The 19,019-nt window shown below is 69.9% G+C and carries 18 protein-coding genes; 12 read left to right on the top strand and 6 right to left on the bottom strand.

Annotated features, from left to right (window positions below; all coding sequences use genetic code 11):
* The first annotated feature begins 152 nt into the window (after positions 1-152).
* The 9 genes from DL990_RS24940 to DL990_RS24980 are packed head-to-tail and all read left to right on the top strand — an operon-like array spanning position 153 to position 10,287.
* Positions 153-1,217: a DegT/DnrJ/EryC1/StrS aminotransferase family protein gene (locus DL990_RS24940; RefSeq protein WP_233620559.1), complete on the top strand. Its 1,065-nt coding sequence runs from the start codon at positions 153-155 to the stop codon at positions 1,215-1,217.
* Positions 1,214-2,335, top strand: coding sequence for a DegT/DnrJ/EryC1/StrS aminotransferase family protein (locus tag DL990_RS24945; protein WP_125789153.1), 1,122 nt, complete (start codon positions 1,214-1,216; stop codon positions 2,333-2,335). Before DL990_RS24940 ends, DL990_RS24945 begins: the two co-directional genes overlap by 4 nt.
* A complete protein-coding gene (locus tag DL990_RS24950; RefSeq protein ID WP_125789154.1) occupies positions 2,335-2,976 on the top strand; it encodes a class I SAM-dependent methyltransferase in 642 nt (213 codons plus the stop codon). Before DL990_RS24945 ends, DL990_RS24950 begins: the two co-directional genes overlap by 1 nt.
* The gene (locus DL990_RS24955) at positions 2,973-3,896 is read left to right on the top strand and encodes a UbiA family prenyltransferase (RefSeq protein ID WP_125800069.1); all 924 of its coding nucleotides are present in this window, start codon (positions 2,973-2,975) and stop codon (positions 3,894-3,896) included. The genes DL990_RS24950 and DL990_RS24955 overlap by 4 nt, the downstream gene beginning before the upstream one ends.
* The gene (locus DL990_RS24960; RefSeq protein WP_125800070.1) at positions 3,893-5,185 is read left to right on the top strand and encodes an NAD(P)/FAD-dependent oxidoreductase; all 1,293 of its coding nucleotides are present in this window, start codon (positions 3,893-3,895) and stop codon (positions 5,183-5,185) included. The genes DL990_RS24955 and DL990_RS24960 overlap by 4 nt, the downstream gene beginning before the upstream one ends.
* A complete protein-coding gene (locus DL990_RS24965; protein WP_233620560.1) occupies positions 5,182-6,675 on the top strand; it encodes a class I adenylate-forming enzyme family protein in 1,494 nt (497 codons plus the stop codon). Before DL990_RS24960 ends, DL990_RS24965 begins: the two co-directional genes overlap by 4 nt.
* On the top strand, positions 6,666-7,457 hold the full coding sequence (locus DL990_RS24970) for a class I SAM-dependent methyltransferase (protein ID WP_125800071.1): 792 nt from the start codon (positions 6,666-6,668) through the stop codon (positions 7,455-7,457). Before DL990_RS24965 ends, DL990_RS24970 begins: the two co-directional genes overlap by 10 nt.
* Positions 7,454-8,827, top strand: coding sequence for a CoA transferase (locus DL990_RS24975; protein WP_125800072.1), 1,374 nt, complete (start codon positions 7,454-7,456; stop codon positions 8,825-8,827). The genes DL990_RS24970 and DL990_RS24975 overlap by 4 nt, the downstream gene beginning before the upstream one ends.
* Positions 8,824-10,287 (top strand): class I adenylate-forming enzyme family protein, encoded by a 1,464-nt coding sequence (locus DL990_RS24980; RefSeq protein WP_125800073.1) that lies wholly within the window; start codon positions 8,824-8,826, stop codon positions 10,285-10,287. Before DL990_RS24975 ends, DL990_RS24980 begins: the two co-directional genes overlap by 4 nt.
* A 361-nt stretch (positions 10,288-10,648) precedes the next feature.
* On the opposite strand, the gene DL990_RS24985 is transcribed toward DL990_RS24980, so the two are convergent.
* Positions 10,649-11,305 carry a response regulator transcription factor gene (locus tag DL990_RS24985; protein WP_125789160.1) on the bottom strand — a complete coding sequence of 219 codons (657 nt, stop codon included), beginning with the start codon at positions 11,303-11,305 and terminating at the stop codon, positions 10,649-10,651.
* Positions 11,306-11,339: 34 nt separating this feature from the next.
* Entirely contained in the window at positions 11,340-12,452 is a 1,113-nt protein-coding gene (locus DL990_RS24990; RefSeq protein WP_125800074.1) for a sensor histidine kinase, read from the bottom strand.
* Between the two features lie 193 nt (positions 12,453-12,645).
* On the opposite strand from DL990_RS24990, the gene DL990_RS24995 reads away from it, so the two are divergent.
* On the top strand, positions 12,646-12,993 hold the full coding sequence (locus DL990_RS24995; RefSeq protein ID WP_125800075.1) for a DUF6223 family protein: 348 nt from the start codon (positions 12,646-12,648) through the stop codon (positions 12,991-12,993).
* 149 nt (positions 12,994-13,142) lie between these two features.
* On the opposite strand, the gene DL990_RS25000 is transcribed toward DL990_RS24995, so the two are convergent.
* The gene (locus DL990_RS25000; RefSeq protein ID WP_125800076.1) at positions 13,143-13,787 is read right to left on the bottom strand and encodes a carbonic anhydrase; all 645 of its coding nucleotides are present in this window, start codon (positions 13,785-13,787) and stop codon (positions 13,143-13,145) included.
* 146 nt (positions 13,788-13,933) lie between these two features.
* Entirely contained in the window at positions 13,934-14,383 is a 450-nt protein-coding gene (locus tag DL990_RS25005; protein WP_125800077.1) for a MarR family winged helix-turn-helix transcriptional regulator, read from the bottom strand.
* 81 nt (positions 14,384-14,464) lie between these two features.
* Here DL990_RS25005 and DL990_RS25010 point away from each other — a divergent pair, with 81 nt between their 5' ends.
* Positions 14,465-14,935 carry a cupin domain-containing protein gene (locus tag DL990_RS25010; RefSeq protein WP_125800078.1) on the top strand — a complete coding sequence of 157 codons (471 nt, stop codon included), beginning with the start codon at positions 14,465-14,467 and terminating at the stop codon, positions 14,933-14,935.
* A 73-nt stretch (positions 14,936-15,008) separates the two neighbouring features.
* Here DL990_RS25010 and DL990_RS25015 read toward each other — a convergent pair whose 3' ends face one another.
* Positions 15,009-15,542 carry a hypothetical protein gene (locus DL990_RS25015; protein ID WP_125800079.1) on the bottom strand — a complete coding sequence of 178 codons (534 nt, stop codon included), beginning with the start codon at positions 15,540-15,542 and terminating at the stop codon, positions 15,009-15,011.
* Positions 15,543-15,695: 153 nt separating this feature from the next.
* On the opposite strand from DL990_RS25015, the gene DL990_RS25020 reads away from it, so the two are divergent.
* On the top strand, positions 15,696-17,981 hold the full coding sequence (locus tag DL990_RS25020) for a LuxR C-terminal-related transcriptional regulator (RefSeq protein ID WP_125800080.1): 2,286 nt from the start codon (positions 15,696-15,698) through the stop codon (positions 17,979-17,981).
* Here DL990_RS25020 and DL990_RS25025 read toward each other — a convergent pair whose 3' ends face one another.
* Positions 17,982-18,839 (bottom strand): dienelactone hydrolase family protein, encoded by an 858-nt coding sequence (locus DL990_RS25025; protein WP_125800081.1) that lies wholly within the window; start codon positions 18,837-18,839, stop codon positions 17,982-17,984.
* Between the last annotated feature and the right edge of the window lie 180 nt (positions 18,840-19,019).

Consider the following 19,019-nt stretch of genomic DNA (forward strand, 5'->3'; position numbering starts at 1 on the left):
AAGTGCGAATCTGCCGGGTGGCCGGATTTCCTCATCTACGCTCGGGAACGGTTCCTACGCCACCGGAGGTGGGTACGCTGTCGGTGTCTTTCCACAACCAATCGGCCACATTCGAGCGAACCTGGACCAGTACCAGGCGACATATTCTCGACGTGATCGAGAATGGCAAGTATTCGCACGGCCGCAAGGTGGCCGAGCTCGAAGCCGCGTTGGTGGCGTACACGGGCGCGAAGTTCGTCATCGGGGTGAACAGCGGAACGGACGCGCTCGTCCTCCTGCTACGGGCGGCGGGTCTGGAGTCCGGTGAGGAAGCGGTCGTCCCGGCCTTCTCTTTCGGCGCGACGGCGACCTCGGTCGTGCTCGCGGGCGGCACCCCGGTCTTCGCCGACATCGAGCCGGACGGCTACGGGATCGACCCGGCCGCGGTGGCCGACGCCGCGGGGGAGCGCACCCGGTTCGTCATGCCGACGCATCTGTTCTCGCAGTTCGCGGACATCGACGGGGTCCTCGACGTCGCGCGCCGCCTCGGGCTCACGGTGGTCGAGGACAGCGCGGAGGCCATCGGCATGCGGCACCGCGGCGCCCACGCGGGCCTGTTCGGCGCCGGCGGTGTGCTGTCCTTCTTCCCGACGAAGACGCTGGGCGCGCTCGGTGACGCGGGCGCGGTCCTCACCGACGACCCGCGGATCGCGGGGACCGTCGACGCGCTCCGCCACCACGGCCGGTTCGGTGCCACGATCGCCGACTTCCCCGCGATCTCGACGGCGACCGGGCTGCCCGGCGTGAACAGCAAGATGGACGACATCCAGGCTGCCGTCCTCCTCTCGAAGCTCACCGGGCTCGACGACGACATCACCCGGCGCGCGGAACTGGCTTCCCGGTACACCGAGGCGCTCTCGGACGTCGCCGGGGTGCGCAAGCTGCCGGTGGCGCGGCCGGACAGCGTGTTCTACGTGTACGTGGTCGAGGTGGACTCGCGGGACGACCTGGCGGCGCATCTGGCGGCGAAAGGCGTGCAGACCGAGGTGTACTACCCGACACCGCTTCATCTGCAACCCTGCTTCGCCGGACTGGGTTACCGGAAGGGTGAATTCCCGAACGCCGAGAATGCCTGCCGTCACACTCTCGCGTTACCGCTGTATCCGGATATGCCGACCGTCGATTGCGAGCGGGTCTGCGACTCGATCCGCGATTTCTTTCAGGGACGGCGAGGATGACGCTGCCGTTCTTCCCGACGGATCTCTTCGACGACGACCGCGAAGAACTTCTGGACATCGTCAGGATGGTCGGTCTCGCGCCGGAACAGAAATTCATTCTCGGAGTGCATACGGCCCGATTCGAGCAGGTCATCCGTGATTCGGTCGGTGCCGCGGACGCGATTGCCTGCGGAAGTGGAACCTCCGCGCTGATGCTGGTGCTGCGCGCGATGGACGTCGGCGCCGGGGACGAGGTGATCGTGCCCGCCTTCGGTTGCGCACCGCTCGCGGCCGCGCCCGCGCTGCTCGGCGCGACGCCGGTGTTCGCCGACATCGACCCGTGGACCATGGTCGTCGACCCCGCCGAGGTCGCCCACCTGATCACCCCGCGCACCAAGGTGATCATGCCGGCGCACATGTTCTCGGTCATGGCGGACATGCCCGCGTTGCGCCGGATCGCCACCGACGCGGGCGTGCGGCTGCTGGAGGATTCCGCCGTCGCGCAGGGAGGGACGCTCGCGGGCACTCCGGCCGGGCGGTGGGGCGACGCGGGGGTGTACTCGTTCGTGCAGGTCAAGACGTTCGGCATGCCGGGCGAGGGTGGAATGGTCGTCACAGACGACCGTGAGCTCGGTTCGGTGGTGCGGATGCTGCGCAACCACGGCCAGGACGGCAAGACCCGGTTCCGGTATCACCGTGTCGGGTACAACAGCCGGTTCGACGAGATCATGGCGGCGTTCCAGCTGTACCGGTTCCCGACCCTGTCCCAGCGGCTCGAACGCCGGGCGCGGATCGGCGAGTACTACACCGGACGCTTCGCCGAACTGGCCGGTTGCGGCGTGCTCGCGCCGCCTCCGGCCCGCGACGGCCGGTGTTACTACGTCTATTCGCTGCTGAGCGAGCGCCGGGACGAACTCCGGGATCACTTGGCGGCGCAAGGGATCGGCTCGCACGTGTACTACCCGGCGCCGTTGCCGCGGCAGCCCGCTTTCGCCCGCTACACCCGGCCGGGTGACACCTGGCCCGCGGCGGAATCGGCCGCGCGGCGCACGCTGGCCATCCCGATCTACCCGCATCTGACCGACGAGCAGGTGGAACGCATCGCGGACGCGGTGTGCCGATTCGCGAAGGAGTCGTGATGCAGCAGGTAACCCGGACCCCCGCGCCGAGTGAGGTCGCCGACGAGTGGCGCAGACGCGCGGAGCGCCCCGGGCTGGCCCGGGTCATGCGTGCCTCCCAGCCCGCCGAACTCGCGGCCGAAACGACCGCGCGCACCATCCGGCTCGTCACCGGCCTGCTGCGTTCACTCGGCGGGGTGGGGGCCGCGCTGGAGATCGGGTGCGGGATGGGCAGGCTCACCCCGGCGATCGCGGCGCAGGCCCGCACGGTGACGGCGATCGACATGACCCCGCGCATGCTCGCGCTGGCCAGGGAGAACTGCGCTCATCTGTCCACTGTGGACTTCGTGCGGACGACCGTCCAGCGGCTTCCCTGGCAGGACAGGCGATTCGACGCCGCCGTCTGCGTGTGGGTGCTGATGCACGTCCTGGACGACGACGAGATCGCCGAAGCGTGCCGGGCGATCGCCGCGGCGGCCCGGCATCTCGTCCTGGTGGAGTACGAGGAGGCCGACATCCCGGTCGGCAGGTTCTCGAGGTTGCGGACCGTGGAGGAGTACTTGGCCCTTCTTCCCGGCGCCCACCTGCTCGAACGGCGTGAGCTGCACTACGGTGGCGACCGGTCGTTCGCCGCGCTGATCGCGCTGGACGACCCGCGATGACCACCCTTGCCGTCACTCGCGGCAAAGCGTACTTCCGGCTCGCGAAGCTCGACATCGTCGACTACTACCTCGGTGTGGCCGTGGTGTGGACGCTGCTCGCGCCGGCGTCGAGATTCGACGCGAGTGTCCTGGCGTCGGTCGGGGTGTTCCTGCTCGGCGAGGTGTTCGTGATCGCGGCGATGGTCGCGCTGGACGACCTCACCGGTTACCGCGACGGCAGCGACATCACGAACTACTCCCCGGACGACCTCCGGCGCAAGCGATACCGCAAGCCACTGGTGGCGGGAACGCTGAACGAGGACCAGGTGCTGCGCTTCGCGTGGGCGACCGGCGTCGTCGGTGCGGCGTTGTGGCTCGCTGCCATCGCGATCGCTCCACACCGTCCTGTGTGGACCGTCGTGCTCATTGTCGTGACTTACGTCTTCTCGTTGCAGTACTCCTGGGGCGTGAAGCTCAGCTACCACGGCTTCCAGGAGTTCTTCATCGCGGCGCTCGGCTGGGCGCTGGTGCTGGCGCCGTACGGTCTCGCCTCCGGTGAGTTCACCGGATTCACCCTCGCCCAGGCGTTGCTGTTCGGGCTGGGGCCGCTGCTGTTCGGCGTCTACTCCAACACCAACGACGTCGACGGCGACCGGCGGGTCGGCAGGCCGACGTTCGCGGCCCTGACCTCCCCGCGGGGCAACATGTTCTTCGTGATCGCCGTTTCGGCGGCCGAGTTCGCGCTGATCCTCGCCGTACCCGCGCTCGGCGGCCCGTGGTGGTTCCCGCTCGCGCTGTCGCCCACGATCGTGGCGCGGATCCGGCAGGTGTGGCTCGGGTTCGCGCGGGACGACATCCTGCGGGCGCGAATGCTCGGCATCCGGATCCACCGGCTCACCGTGCTGACGCTGGTCGTGGTGAACCTGGTGGTGATCACGTGACCGACGTCGACGTGGCGGTGGTCGGCGCGGGCGTCGCCGGACTCACCACCGCGTACCGGCTCGGCCGGTCGGGGCGGGAAGCGCGGGTCTTCGAAGCGGCCGACGTGGTCGGCGGCCGGATGACGACGCTGCGCGAGGACGGCTACCTGATCGACACCTGTGCCGAGCAGATGGCCGAGCGGGGTTACGAGGCGACCTGGCGGCTGCTGGCGGAACTGGGCGTCGACGCCGCCGCGGCGCCCCGGATCGGCCGTGGCATCGCGATGTGGCGGGGCCGGGCACGGTCCGGCGTCGCGCAGCCGCGAGGACTGCTCACCGGAGCGGGGCTGTCCCTCCGGGCGCGGCTGGACGCGGCGCGCGTGATCCGGGGGAGCTTCGACACCGAACGTCCGGAGGCGTCCCGGCTGGGCGAGGCCACGGTCGCGGAGTTCGCCGCGCCGCATCATCCGGACCTGCTGGACTACCTGCTGCAGCCGGTGGTCTCCGGCTTCTTCGGCTGGGATCCGGCGCGTTCGGCTGCCGCGCCCCTGCTCGCCCTGCTGACCGCGGTGGGCCCGCCGCCGACCTGGCGGGCGTACCGCGACGGCATGGACACCCTCGCCCGCGCTCTCGCCGCGAAAACCGACGTCAGCACGGGGTTCCGTGTCGATCAGGTCGTCGATGACGGTTCCCCGGCGCGGATCCACAGCGGCACGCGCGAGATCACGGCGCGCGCGGTCGTGCTGGCCGTGCCCGCCCCGGTGGCCGCGCGGCTTCGCCCGCGGCACGGCTCGGACTTCCTCGACGCCTGCTCGTTCACCCCGGTCGTCAAGGCGCATCTGCTGCTCGATCGTCCGCTCGGTGGTCCCGACTACGCCTTGGTCGTGCCGACCGCGGAGAACGGCACGGTGTCCACGGTCATCTTCGACCATCTGAAACACCCCGGTCGCGCGCCGGAAGGCCGTGGACTGGTCACGCTCATGGCCCATCCGGCCGTGGTGCCGGATCTGCTCGACGCCTCCGACGAGGACGTGGCGAAGCGGTTGGCCGGTGCCGCCGAACCTCTCGTTCCCGGCCTGAATTCGGCGATCCGCCGCTCGATCGTCCGGCGGGTGCGGCACGCGGCGCCCGAAGCGACGCCTCGGGCGCTCGCCCTGCGAGCCTCGTTCGAGGCGGGTCTCGGCCGTGGCGTCGTCGACTACGCGGGTGACTGGGTGTTCCTGAGCCCGTGCAGCGAGGCGGCCGTCCGCTCCGGTATCCGGGCCGCTCGACGGCTCGCCACTCGTCCGGCGGAGGAAAGGGCCCGATGAAACCGCACGACATGGGCACGCTGTTCGACGAGTGCGCGCACACCCGGACGAGGGTCCACCTCGACCGGCCGTTCGACATCGCGCCGATGCACGGCACCGACTACACGGTCGCCGACCTCGCCGGGCTGGTGCGGGACGCCGCGGGGTGGCTTTCCGAAGCCGGTGTGGGGCCGGGGGACCGGGTGGCCATCGTCAAGCGCAACCACTGGGACTACGACCTGCTCGCCTGCGCCGCGGTGCGGATCGGGGCGGTCCCGGCGAAGCTGTCCGGCCTGCTGCCGGACGACACGGTGGAACTCCTGCTGAAACGCCTCGGCCCCGCGGTGCTCGTCACCGATCGCCCGGCCCCCGGCGCGGACCGGGTCCTGCGGATCGAGGAGTTCGCCGCCGCGTCGTCGCCCGCGCCGCACCGAAGGCACGACGACGAACCGCTGCTCATCTGCCACACCTCGGGGACGACCGGAACACCGAAACTGGTCGTCCACACGACGCGGACGATCATCGACCGGCTGGCGCGGCCGGAGTCGGTCCGCTGGCCCGTCCTCGGTCTCCGGCGTGACGACGTGCTGGGCAACGCCAGCGCGTACGCGCACGGCCGCACCTTCTGCTGGACGGCGTCGGCGCTGTGCCTCGCGCCACGGGAGATCGTGATCCTGAGCGATTCCTCTTCGGCGGCAAGGGTGTTCGGCCGTCGTCGGCCGACCGTCATCGAGGCACTCCCGTCGGCGTACGTGCGCTGGCGGCCGCTCGCGGGCACACCGGAGAACCCGTTCCGCCGGGTGCGGAGGTTCGTCAGCACCTACGACGCCGTGCATCCTCCGGTGATCAGGACGATGCTCCACGCGACTCGTCGAAAGCGTCCACTGTGGATGCAGGGCTGGGGTCAATCGGAGACGGGACCGCTCTCGTTCCGGTTCTTCACCAGACGTTCCGCGCATACGACCCGCGATCTCGGCAGGCCGTTGCCGGGCCTCGCCCGGCTCCGGGTCGTCGACCCGGAGACCGCCGAACCGGTGCCGCGGGGCACCGCCGGGCTGGTGCTCGCCCGCACTCGCGCCCGATGCGTGGCGTACGTGGGTGAACAGGACCGGTGGGCGGCCAAGGCCCACGGCCCGTGGTGGAACACCGGAGACCTCGGCGTGGTGAGCCGGACCGGCGCGGTGACCCTGCTGGATCGCGAGGTCGACAGCGTTCCCGGGATGAGCTGTCTCGCCGTGGAGGACCAGATCGAGGACCGCCTCCCGGCCATCGCCGAATGCGTGCTGCTTTCCGCGGCGGGACAGGCGCCGATCCCGGTCGTCGTGACCGACACCGGCCTCGATCCGGCGCGCTGGCGGGCCGCGGTACTCGACCTGCCGCCGCTGGGGGAGCCGGTGGTGCTCCCGTGGGACGAGGTCCCGAGAACAGGAACCGGGAAAGTGCGGCGACTGGAACTGCTGGCGCGGCTGACCGGGACGGCCGAAACGCATGGATCGGGAAGGTGGACGTGAGAACGGCTTACGTGTTCGACAACGACAATGGACACGCCATCGAACAGCATCGCTGTCTTTCCGAGGCGTACGACCCGGTCACGTTCGCACGGCTCGCGGAGACCGGCGTCGGAGACGGCTGGTCCTGTCTGGAGGTCGGCGCGGGTGGCAGCGGCGTCGCACAATGGCTCGCCGCCAGGGTGGCGCCGACCGGGTCGGTGCTGGCGACCGACATCAAGACCGGGCACCTCGCCTCCGGGCAGGGATTGACCGTGCTTCGGCACGACATCGTCCGGGATCCGTTGCCCCGTCGCGATTTCGACCTCATCCACGCCAGGCTGGTGTTGCAGCATCTGCCCGAGCGGGAGGCCGTGCTCCGCAAGCTGGCGCGTGCCCTCGAACCGGGCGGCTGGATGCAGATCGACGAGTTCGACATCTCCTACGGCCCGGTGCTGCTCGCGCCCGACGCGCGATCGGCGGAACTCTACGAGAAGTTCCTGGCGGCCAAGGAGAAGACGTTCACCATGGCGGGCGGGGACGGCACGTGGGGCCGCCGTGCCGCCGCGTCGATGGCCGCCGCGGGCCTGGTCGACGTCGATCCGGTGCCCGTGCTCTTCCCGTGGCGGGCGGGCTCACCCGGACTGAGGTTGCTCATCCACCACACCCATCACCTGCGGGACAAGCTGATCGCCGCCGGCCTGACCGACGACGAGCTCGCCGAGGTGCGCGCGGTCATGGCGGATCCGGGGTTCCGCGCGTCGTCGTGCGTCGTGTACTCCGTGCACGGCAGGCGCGCCGGATGAGCACCGCACTCGACACGGTGACCGTGGCGGGCCCCGTCGACCTGCCGCTGGCCGGTGAGCTCGACGTGCAAGCCGCCTGCGGGATCATGCACGTACACGGCCGGAGGTCCGGCGGGCCGGCCCGGCTGGGGCTCGACTACGCGTCCATCCTCGCGGCCGAACTCGCCGAACTGGGCGCCGTCGCGCTGAAGCTCGCCCACGGCCGGGGCATCCCGCTGCGCGGCGTGTCCACTTCACTGGCGCAGGCGGCTTTGCTGGCGATCTCGCAGTATCTCGCGGCGGCGACGACCGACGACGATCACCAGGAGCCGCTGATTCCCGGCGGGCCGCCCTTCCGTTCGGCCGACGGGGTCTTCTTCGAGATCGAGACCCTCGATCCGGCGGTGTGGCAGCGGTTCTGGCCGGGGCTCGGGGTCGACGAGCGAACGACTTCCCGTAGCTGGCTGCCGTTCATGCAGCGCTTCGCCACCGCGACCTGCCCCTTGCCGCCGCGGCTGACGGAAACTCTTGCCGCCCGGCCGATCGCCGACATCGAGGACGCCGCCGTCCTGTCCGGCATGACGCTGGTGCGAGTGGCGGACCGCCCGATCGAGATCTCACCCGCGTTCGTCGTGCGCGGCGAGGGCCGCGGGTACCGGCCGGTCCCGCCGGTGGAGCCACTTCCGTTGTCCGGTTTGCTCGTACTCGAATCCTGCCGCCGGGTCCAGGGTCCGTTGGCAGGGCACCTGCTCCGGCTGCTCGGCGCGACCGTGCTGAGGATCGAACCACCGGGCGGCGATCCGCTGCGGTGGGTCCCGCCGATCGCCGGGGGGACGTCGGCGAGGTTCCGCGCGCTCAACGACGGCAAGGAAGTCGTCGAGATCGACCTGAGCACCCCGGAAGGCGGGAACCACCTGCTCGAACTCGCCGTCGGCGCCGACGTGTTCCTGCACAACTGGGCGCCGGGCAAGGCCGGGCAATGGTCGCTGCGCGCCCTCGATCTGGCGCGCGCCCGGCCGGGGATCCTGTACGCCCACGCGTCGGGATGGGGCACCGAACTGGGCCCGGAACCCCCGGTGGGCACGGATTTCGTCGTGCAGGCCCACGCGGGGGTCCCTTCGTCGCTGATGACGATCGTCGACGTGTTCGGCGGGGTCGTCTGCGCACACGGGATCGTGACGGGACTGGCCCGTGGCGCCACCCGCGTCGACTCGTCGCTCCTGTCCGCGGCGGGCAGGCTCAACGCGGGCGCCCGGCGGTCCTGCGACCGCCCGTTGACCGTTCCGGTGTGCGACGACCTCGCCGCCCTCGCCGCGGATCCCCGCTTTTCCCGCGCGCTGATCCACGCCGACTGCGTACTCGTCGGATCGCCGTGGGAATTCAGGTCATGACCTGGCTGTCGGCGACCGGGGTGATCCTGCGTGACCTCGTGCCCGCCCGGCTGCGCCGCGAATGGGTCCGATGTGGACACTGCCCGGACCGCGAGCTGTACTCGTTGTTCCGTGACCGGGTTCGCGAGCATCCGCTTCGCACGGCGGTGATCGACGACGAGGGCGCGCTCGACTACACGACGCTGGACGCCGCGGTGCGGAAACTGGCGGCCCGGCTTTCGGTCGCCGGATGCGGTTCGACGGACATCGTCGCGGTGCGGGAACCCGACGGACGTGACGCGGTGATCGCCGAACTGGCCGTCCTCGCCCTCGGCGCCGTGGTCTTGCCGCTGCCCTCCGGCTCGGACAGCCTCCTCGACCGCGCGGGTGTCCGCTTCGTCATCGAGAACGGACGAGTGGAGGGCTCCTCGGATCCGCGCCGCGCGGCTCACCTCCGTCCGCACCCGGACGCTCCGGCCAGGATCCTGGTGTCGTCCGGCTCGGAGTCGGAACCGAAGATGGTCGCCTACTCGCACAACGCTTTCGCCGGCGGCCGGGCCAACTATCTCCGTGCCGTCCATGGCGGCACCACGGCGCCTCGCGACCTGGTCCTCGTCTCGCTGACCTCGGGATTCGGCTCGTTCGGAGTACCGGTGACGCTGTGCCGCGCCGGGGGCACACTGGTCTTGACACGCCGGTTCGAGGCGGGAGCGGCGCTCCGGCTGATCACCGAGCACCGTCCGACGCAGGTGTTCGCCGTACCCGCGATGTGGCGGCGCATGGCCGAGCACCCGCTGGACACAGTGGACACCTCCGGACTCGTGTCCATCGTGTCGAGCGGTGACACGCTGCCGCCTTCGACACGCGACGCCTGCCGTCGGCGGTTCGGCGTCCGGATGATCGACATCTACGGCTCGTCTGATGGCGTCAACTCCCATACGACGGAGCCGGAGAACGGTGTCGGCGTCCCGGATCCCGCCGTCTGCGAGATTCGCCTCGTCGACGGCGAGATCTGCGCACGAGGTCCCATGACACCGTTGTGCTACGTCGCCGCGCCGGAACTGGACGCCGCGAACCGGCTCGACGGGGGCTGGGTGCGGACGGGTGACAACGGCCGGTTCGACGACCAGGGCAGACTCCACGTCACCGGCAGGCGCAAACGCGTGGTGATCCGCGGCGGGTACACGATCAGCCCGGCCGAGGTCGAGCTCGCGATCGGGGACCATCCCGCGATCAGCGAGGTCGCCTGCGTCCCGGTACCGGACACCGGCCTGGGAGAACGGCTCTGCGCCTGCGTGACCGTCCGTGACGGACACTCGCCGACGTTGGCCGAGCTCACGGCGTTCCTCACCGCCGGAGGCCTCGCCGTCCGCAAACTGCCGGAACTCCTGCTCACCTTTCCCGAACTCCCGCTGGGCCGGACCGGCAAGGTCTGCCATCGCACGCTCGCCGGCCTCGCGGCCCGCCGCTGCCCGTCATGATTCGCCTGCCCGCTCCCGGGTACTCGAAGATCGGCAACGGAACCGACGAGACAGGAGCTGCCGTGCACAGCTCGTGAGTGGCGTTTCGGGTTCTGGTGCCTCGGTGGAGCCGATGGTGGTGAGAGGTGTCGACCGGATGGCGTGGCCTTGATCAAGCTCCGAGACCGGCACGCCCGCTCGACGATGTGGGAATCGGGACACTCGACGTCCCGATTCCCACATCGTCAACACAGGGAACCCTCGCACTGGTCAGATGGTCGAGTGATCCGAGCATGGAGGATCAGGGACGCTCACCGTCCCGACAGTTCTTCGCGCGACCGCACGGTCAGGGCCGGTATCCGCGCTTTCCGGTGTACACGGCCTAACCCGGTACGACCAGGCCGGATTCGTAGGCGAGCACCACGAGTTGCGCGCGGTCGCGGGCGTGGAGTTTGGTCATGGCGCGGTTGACGTGGGTTTTCGCGGTCAACGGGCTGATCACCATCCGGTCGGCGATCTCGTCGTTGGACAGGCCTTGCGCGACCAGGGCGACGGCTTCGCGTTCCCGGTTCGTCAGTTCCTTCAGTCCCTTTCCGGTGCCGGTGTGGGGCGGCCGGGTGACGTACCGGTCGATCAGCTTGCGGGTGATCGACGGCGCGAGCAGGGCGTCGCCGCGCGCGGCGACGCGTACGGCGTGAAGGAAGTCCTCGGGCTCGATGTCCTTGACGAGGAAGCCCGCCGCGCCCGCGCGAAGGGCGTTGAAGACGTACTCGTCCAGGCCGTAGTTGGTCAGGATGACGACGTGCACACCGGACAGAGCCGGGTCGGCGGCGATGCGCCGGGTCGCTTCGATGCCGTCGACGACGGGCATCTGGATGTCGATGAGCGCGATGTCGGGCAGGTGTTCCTTGGCGAGTGCCACGCCTTCGCGGCCGTCGGCGGCTTCGGCCACGACCTCGATGTCGTCCTCGACGTCGAGCAGCGCGCGGAACCCGCTGCGCAGGAGCGGCTGGTCGTCGACCAACAGGACGGTGATCACTGCGCCTCCTCGGGGAAAAGTACGTCGGCGCGGATCACGACGTCCGCTCCACGGGGAGTTCGGCCTGGACGGAGAAGCCGCCCGCGTTTCGCGGTCCGGCATGGAGCCTGCCGCCGAGAGCGGTGACCCGTTCACGCATCCCCAGCAGTCCGACACCGGGGATCGGCTCGGTGTCCGGGGTGGCCTTGCCGTCGTCGTCGACCTGGATGGCGACGGCACCCGGACGGTGATCGATCCGGACCGACGCGGTCGTGGCCCCGGCGTGCCGGGCGATGTTCGTCAAGGACTCCTGGACGATCCGGTACGCGGTGCGGTCCACCGCCGCGGGCAGGTCGTGCCGTTGTCCCTCGACGGTGAGCGTCGCGTCCAGCCCGGTCGCCTGTGCCCGTTCCACCAGGTCGGCGATCCGGTCGAGCCCGTGCGGAGGATTCGTCTCATCGTCACGCAGGGCTTCCAGGGTCGCCCGCAGCTCCCGGGTCGCTTCCCGGCCCGCCTCCCGGATCGCCAGCAACGATTCCGGCACCGGCTCACCCCGTTTGGCCGCGAGGTGGACGGCGACTTCGGCCTGCACCTTGATGACGGAGATCTGGTGGGTGAGGGAATCGTGCAGTTCCCGCGCGATGTGCAGCCGCTCCTCGTCGGCCCGGCGCCTCGCGGCCTCCTCGCGGGTGCGCTCGGCCTCGTCGGCCCGGCGTTCGGCCTGTCGCAGCGCCTCGCCCGCCGCGCCGGCGGCGATCAGCCAGGCCAGTTGGAGAGCGTCCCGGCTTTGAGTGAGTGCGTCACTCACGGCGGTGGCGTTGCCGGACACCAGGATCACCAGCGGCAACGCGCCGACCATGAGCAGCGACCCGGCCACGGCGACGATCCAGTGACCGGCCCGGACAGCGGCGTAGACGGCGACCAGATACGCGACGACGGGCACGGTGAAACCGAAGGCCTGGTATCCCAGCGCGCACACGCCGGTCACGGCCAGCACCATGAGCGGAGCCCTGCGGTGCGCGGCGAGCGCCAGGCCACCGGCTGCCAGCAGCACGTAGCCCAGCGGGTCGAGACTCGCGGAGGATCCGGACAGGGCCGTAATCAGCAGAACCGCCGTCACCCCGGCGGCGATCGCCCAGTCCCAGATCCCGATCCGGCCCCTGCTCATGCGTGCACACTAGCCAGCCGTCCGGCCGCGCGACTCCTCCGCGGGGACGATCCGCCGACTACCGCGCACGCGGTAGTTCCGGAGCTCCTACGGCGTCGGCGGCAGTCCGGATTGTCTGCGTCCACTGGACGACCGGAGGCAGGCAGACGGACACGATCGAGAGGCATCCAGTCATCGAGCGAAGGAGTGCCCCATGTCGGTCCACCAACTACTGGCCGCGAACGAAGCCACCGGCGCCTACCTGACCGCCGGCCGTCTCTGGTCGCTGGTGGCCGTGCTCGCCGGCGTGATCGGAGTGATCGCCGGCGGGCTCGCTCGCTTCCGTTCCGGCGGCACCCGGCGCGGAGCCGTCGTGGCCCTGACGGCGGGCCTGCTCGGTATGGCAGGCGGCGGTTTCGTGGTGGTCGCCGCCAAGGGTGGCCCTGGCACCGGCTACGGAATCGTCGGCGGCTTCATCGCACTGGCGATCGGACTGCTCGCCGCGGCCCTCGGCGTCTTCACCCTCAAACAGGCTGGGCAGGGGCCGGGCGAAGTCGCATAACCGCTGGTCAAGTGGGCGGTCGGTGCGGAGGCGAGCTTGTCACGGTGGGGTCGTGAGTGGCGATTCGGGTTAGAACCCGAATCGCCACTCACGACCCCGAATCATCAAGAGCGACACCGACCAACAGCTGTGCGACTTCGCCGGGACCCTCACACAGACTGGGCGTCCGCCGGTCGCTCGCTCAAACCACGGGTGGTGACGACGCGCGCGCTGCCGTCGGCCAGGTGGTAGGACAGTCCGACGACAGCGGTTTCCCCGGCGTCGATCTTGTCTGCGAGCAGCCGCGAACGGTCGACCAGGAGGTCGACGGTGTGCCGGATGTGCTCGTCGATGATCTCGTCGTCGCCGGTGAGCCCGGCGGCGCGGGCGGCGAGGACGCTCGGGGTGACCCGTTCGATGACGTCGCGGACGAAGCCGTTGGTGCCGAGTCCTTCGGTCAGCGCCGCGCGAGTCGCGGCGACGGCGCCACAGGAGTCATGGCCGAGCACGACGACCAGGGGACAGTCGAGGATGCTGACGGCGTATTCGATGCTGCCCAGCACCTCCGAACCGGCGACGTGCCCGGCGGTGCGGACGACGAACAGATCGCCGAGCCCCCGGTCGAAGATGATCTCGGCGGCGAGCCGCGAGTCGGAACAGCCGAAGAGGACAGCGAACGGACGCTGTCCCGGGGCTGTTTCGGCGCGGCGGGTGGCGTCCTGGTTCGGGTGCTCCGGGGTGCCGGCGATGAAACGCCGGTTACCGGCGAGCAGCAGGTCGAAGGCCTCGGAAGGGCTCGGCGGCGCGTCGCTCATGAAACGGAGATTACCGGCTGTCGCCAAGACCGGCTGAGCGTGTGGTCCGGCTCATATCGGCCGTTCCCGACACCGCCGCTGACGGCTTGGGTGGCTCCGGAGGCGGGGCAGGCGGGAAGGAGTTGAGGGGACTTCGCAGCCTCGCGTCACTGATCGAGCCGGCCGGCGACGGCGCGCATGGCGCGGCCGACGGCCTGGAGGTCTTCCGGCGCGATCACGTCCACGAAGTGTTCGCGGACCGTGCGGAGGTTGTCCGGTGCCGCGCGGCGCAGGGTCTCGTGGCCTTCGTCGGTGAGCCGGGCGCGCACGCCACGGCCGTCGTCGGCGGTCGATTCCCGCTGGACGAGGCCGCGGGTCTCCAGTCCGTTGACGCGATGCGAGAGCCGGCTGCGCGAGTAGTACGCCGATTTCGCGAGGTCCGCCATGCGCATCGACCTGTCGGTTGCTTCGGACAGTCGCACCAGGAGTTCGAACTCCGCCAGGGAAAGCCCGTGCTCCTCGCGCAGCCGCCGGTCGAGCAGGTCGATGAAGCGCACCGATCCTTCGATGAACGCCCGCCAGTCACGCTGCTGTTCCGTGTCGAGCCAGTTGGTCACGGCCACACCGTAACAGTTGACGCCTTCAATCACTTTGGTCTAGCTTTGGTTGAAGACTTCAACTAGATGGGGGCGAGCGCGATGGTGAACGAAGCCTGGGTCATGCAGGAGAAGGACGCGGAGGTCATCGAGAAGCCCGCGTTGTGGTTGCTGGCCGACGGCGAGCACACGGGCGGGTTCCTCGGCGCGAACCGATTGTCCCTGCGCGCCGGCGAACCCGGCACGAAACCGCACTATCACAAGAAATCCGCCGAAGCCTTCTACGTGCTGGAGGGAGCGTTGCGGATGCTGGTGGGCGCCGAGACGCTCACGGTCGAGCGGGGTGGCTACGTGGTGGTCCCGCCGGGTGTCCGTCACGCGTTCGCCGCGCCGCCGGACGTCGCCGCGGACGTCCTCATCACGCTGGCGCCCGGCGTCGAACGGTTCGGCTATTTCCGTGTCCTGCCCGAGATCCTGCGGGGGAACGTCGCACCGGAGGAGGTCGAGCGCATTCACGAACGGTATGACGTCCACTTCGTCGACGCGCCGGAATGGGACGAGCGCGTCCGCTAGCTTGAGTTTTGACCTGTTCGTCGTGGTCGAGGTGTGCGCGGCTTGGTGTTCTTGCGGCGTTTGGGCTAGCCGTTCAGTTCGACCGGACCAGGCGCGGGAACCCTGCCGCGTGGAGCCGACGGGTGGCTTCGTCGTCGATGCTGATCCTCCTGACCGAGCCGGCGCCCAGTCCGGTCATCACCATCGCGACGAGCATGAGGGGGGCCAGCACCGTGCGCACGAGCATGGCCCAGCAGGCCGCCGCGCCGATCCGGCCGCCGTCCTTGATCCGGACGAGCCGGGTCCCGGTGAGGGCGGCGCCGAGAAGGCGGCCATCGCCGAAGAACAGGCCATAAAGCACCGGAACGGCGATCAGCAGACCGAGCAGTGTCAGGAGCGCCGCCTCGTCGGGCACCGCGCTGTCGCGGGTGGCCACCGCGAACACGACGAAACCGATCACCGCGCTCAGCAGATAGACGGCGAAGTCCACGAACCAGGCCGCCAGTTCCGCCCATTCGCTTGCCGAGACATAGAGGGTCCCGTCGTCGAACGCGCCGAGTCGTTTCGCGACCTTCGGGCCGAGTACGCGTTCGACCTGCTCCTTGGCGACGTCCAGCCGTCCGGTCATGGCGTGCCCACCCGTCTCATGTCGTCGCCGCGTGCGCGGACACTATGCGGGAGAGCCCGGGCTGTGGTGTGAACAGCCCACAGTGACCGCTCGTTCCGGGATCCGCCCGTGCGGCGGACATGCTTCGATATGAGACCACGGGTGAGGAGGTCCATGGCGAGCGGAAGTGAGGTCCACCGGCGGCCACTGACGAGTTATGTCGGCCGCGCGGACGACGAGAACGAGGTACGACGGCTGCTCGGCGCGGGACGTTCGGTCACCTTGACCGGGGTGGGCGGCGTGGGCAAGACACGGTTGGCCGCTCAGGTGGCCAGTTCGCTCACCCGAGCCTTCCCGGGTGGCGTGGCGGTCGCCGGATTGGGGGAGTTGCGGGACGAACGGCTTGTCGCGCGCACGGTCGCCGACGGCCTGGGCCTGCACGACACGGCGGGGCGGACCGACCTGGAGGCGGTGGTGTCGTACCTGCGTCCCCGGCGGTCGTTGCTGGTGCTGGACAACTGCGAACATCTCCTCGCCGGAAGCGCCGACCTGGTGACGGCGTTACTGCGTGACTGTCCGGATCTCGTGGTCCTGGCCACCAGCCGTTGCTCGCTGGGGGTCCCCGGCGAGCACGTCCTGTCGATCCCGCCCCTGGCCGTACCCCACGAACAGAACACGACATCCCAGGAGGCACTCACGTTCGGCGCGGTGCGGCTGTTCGCGGAGCGTGCCGCCGTCGTCGTGCCCTCGTTCGAGGTCACCGAAAACAACGTCGCGGACGTCGTACGCCTGTGCCGTCGGCTCGACGGCCTGCCGCTGGCGATCGAGCTCGCGGCCGCCCGGATCCGCGTCCTGTCGCCGTCGCAGATCGCGGACCGGGTCGAGAACGACCCGGGTGTACTGGCCACCGGTCTCCGGGCGCCCGTCGAGCGGCATCGGACGCTGCGCGCCACCCTCGACTGGAGCCACTCCCTGTGTACCGCGACCGAGCGGATCGTCTGGGCGCGCTGTTCGGTGTTCGCCGGGCAGTTCGACCTGTCCGCGGCCGAGGACGTCTGTACCGGAGACGGCGGGCTGGACGCCATGGCCGTGCTCGACGCGGTGGACGGCCTGGTCGACAAATCGGTGCTCGCCCGCATCGACGGCACGGACAGGGTGCATTACCGGATGCTCCGGCTCATCCGTGAATACGGCGGCGGGCGGCTCGCCGATTCCGGTGACGAGCTCGCCATCGCGAGGAAGCATCGTGATCACTACGCCCGGCTGATCGAACAGGCCGCCGACACCTGGTTCGGACCGGGGCAGGACGAGGCGTACGAGCGCCTGATCGCGGCGCACGCCGACATCCGCGAGGCGCTGTCTTGGTCGCTCCGCGCCCCCGGGGAAGGCCCGGTGGCGCTGGAGATGGCCACCGGCGTGATCGAGTACTGGGTGGCCCGCGGCGCGGCCTGGGAACTGCGTGACTGGATCGATCGGGCACTCGACGCGGTCTCACCGGATACCCGGGGCCGGGCCCGTGGCCTGGCGATCGCGGCCCTTTGCGCCGCGCTGCACGCGGATCTGCCGCGTGCCAGGCGGCGGCTGATCGCCGCCGAGGCGATCGAGGACGATGAAGCCTTGCCGTACGTCGCCCACGCGCGTGCCTTCGTGCGGATGCTGTCCATCGAGCCGGACTCGATGACTCAAGCGGCGGAGGCCGTGCGGATCTTCGATGAGCGAGGGGATGTACGGCGCCAGATGCACCCGATGTTCCTTCAAGGGGTCGCACTGGCTTACCGGGGCGACCTTCCGGGAGCGCGGGCGTTGCTGGGTTCGATGCGCCTGCTGTGCGAGGAAGCGGGGGAGTTCCGGTATCGCTCCATGGCCCTGTTCGGTATGGGGGTCGCCGAGGTCTGCTTCGGCGGCGACCTCGACGACGGCGAACGCTTCATCCGTTCCGCGCTGGAGATCGACCTCCGCACGTCCGACGTGCTGTCCGCGGCGTACCGGGTGGACGGTCTGGCCTGGGTTTCCGCGCGGCGCGGGGAATGGGTCCGGGCGGCGGAGCTGTTCGGCACCGCCGCCACGCTCTGGGACCGCTGCAACGCCGTGCCCGACGTGGCCGTCACCGCGACCCACACGACGTTCTCCGAGGCCACCCGGAAAGCCTTGGGAGCCGAGAAGTTCGACGCCGCGTTCGCCGGAGGACGCCGGCGGAATCCGCACGATGCCCTGGCGGGCCCGCAGGCACGCCCGGAAGTCCCGTCCGACGGTCTCCCGCCGCTGACACCGCGCGAGTCGGAGATCGCGCGGCTGGTCGCGGCGGGGCTGAGCAACCGGGAGATCGCCGCGCGACTGGTCATCGCGCGGCGCACGGTGGAGACACATCTGCAGCACATCGCGCACAAGCTCGACTTCGCCAACCGGACGCAGCTGGCCGTCTGGGTCGAGCAGCGAGACGCCGCCCGTAGGACGCGGTGATCAGCCGATCGGGCAAGTTCCCCGGTACACGGCGATCTTCGGATCGTTCGCCGGAAGCGGGCACAGGAACCGGTCGTACCTGGTGTCTTCGTCCACGAAGCGTTTCAGCCACGAGATGCTGTACTTCGCGATGGTCACGTTCGGTTTCGTCGGCACCAGATGGCCTGCCCCGGCCAAAAGCACGTACGCCTTGTCCAACGACTCGGGGAGGCTTTGGTAAAAGGGGCGGGAATAGGTGCCGTCCGGCGCGATGAAGTCGTTCTGCGCACTGACGACGAAGGTGGGGACTTTCAGATCGGAGAACGTCGTGTTCGGGTTCCAGCCCGTCAATGGGATCGCCGCCTTCAACGCCGGTGCCTTCTGTGACGCGATCAAGGCACCACCGCCGCCCATCGAGTGTCCCATGACGGCGAGCCTGTCCCGGTCGACGCGGCTCTTGGCCTGACTCGTGTCGGTGACGTAACGCAGTGCCGCGAGCAGCTGCTCGGACCGGTTGTCCGGAGTGTCCCAGGTGCTCTTCGTCGAGAACGTGATGACGACGAAACCCTGGGAGGCCAGGCGCGGGCCGTACCACGCGATCGCCGCCTCGGATTCCAGGAAGCCGGGGGCGATCGCGATCGCGCCGAACGTGCCCTGGCGGGTGTCCGTCGGATAGTGGATCGTCCCGGCGCCGAAACCCTGTCCGGCCGGGACCTTCTCGGTGGCGATCTCGAACGATCCGCGGTCCGCTTCGATCGTGGCCGTGGTCGGCTCAGGGCCGCGGGCGTAAGGACTTTCCCCGGCGGCGGCCGGTACCGACACCAGTAGTGCGGTCACCGCGCCGACGACCGCGGCGGTCCACTGTGGTCCACGCTTCATTGCGCTTGTCCTCTCGGGAGAACCGTTCCGAGGATGGAACGGTTTCCCAGATATAGCGGGACCGCGGCCGGGCGCGCGTCGTGGAAACTACTGAGAGGTGACGGCCTCCTCGGGTCGCTTTCTCGAAAATGTCATGCGAAGAAGAATTCCGCGACGTGCGAGTGTCATGCCGGTGAGACC

Source organism: Amycolatopsis sp. WAC 01416, assembly GCF_003947485.1.
Lineage (GTDB): Bacteria > Actinomycetota > Actinomycetes > Mycobacteriales > Pseudonocardiaceae > Amycolatopsis.

Excerpts from the sequence above, each read along its gene's own strand:
- DL990_RS25010 (WP_125800078.1), top strand. The coding sequence starts at position 14,465 with ATGGTGAACGAAGCCTGGGTCATGCAGGAGAAGGACGCGGAGGTCATC.
- DL990_RS25015 (WP_125800079.1), bottom strand. The coding sequence starts at position 15,542 with ATGACCGGACGGCTGGACGTCGCCAAGGAGCAGGTCGAACGCGTACTC.
- DL990_RS24945 (WP_125789153.1), top strand. The coding sequence starts at position 1,214 with ATGACGCTGCCGTTCTTCCCGACGGATCTCTTCGACGACGACCGCGAA.
- DL990_RS24980 (WP_125800073.1), top strand. The coding sequence starts at position 8,824 with ATGACCTGGCTGTCGGCGACCGGGGTGATCCTGCGTGACCTCGTGCCC.
- DL990_RS24965 (WP_233620560.1), top strand. The coding sequence starts at position 5,182 with ATGAAACCGCACGACATGGGCACGCTGTTCGACGAGTGCGCGCACACC.
- DL990_RS24950 (WP_125789154.1), top strand. The coding sequence starts at position 2,335 with ATGCAGCAGGTAACCCGGACCCCCGCGCCGAGTGAGGTCGCCGACGAG.
- DL990_RS24975 (WP_125800072.1), top strand. The coding sequence starts at position 7,454 with ATGAGCACCGCACTCGACACGGTGACCGTGGCGGGCCCCGTCGACCTG.
- DL990_RS25020 (WP_125800080.1), top strand. The coding sequence starts at position 15,696 with ATGGCGAGCGGAAGTGAGGTCCACCGGCGGCCACTGACGAGTTATGTC.
- DL990_RS24955 (WP_125800069.1), top strand. The coding sequence starts at position 2,973 with ATGACCACCCTTGCCGTCACTCGCGGCAAAGCGTACTTCCGGCTCGCG.
- DL990_RS24990 (WP_125800074.1), bottom strand. The coding sequence starts at position 12,452 with ATGAGCAGGGGCCGGATCGGGATCTGGGACTGGGCGATCGCCGCCGGG.
- DL990_RS24995 (WP_125800075.1), top strand. The coding sequence starts at position 12,646 with ATGTCGGTCCACCAACTACTGGCCGCGAACGAAGCCACCGGCGCCTAC.
- DL990_RS25000 (WP_125800076.1), bottom strand. The coding sequence starts at position 13,787 with ATGAGCGACGCGCCGCCGAGCCCTTCCGAGGCCTTCGACCTGCTGCTC.
- DL990_RS25025 (WP_125800081.1), bottom strand. The coding sequence starts at position 18,839 with ATGAAGCGTGGACCACAGTGGACCGCCGCGGTCGTCGGCGCGGTGACC.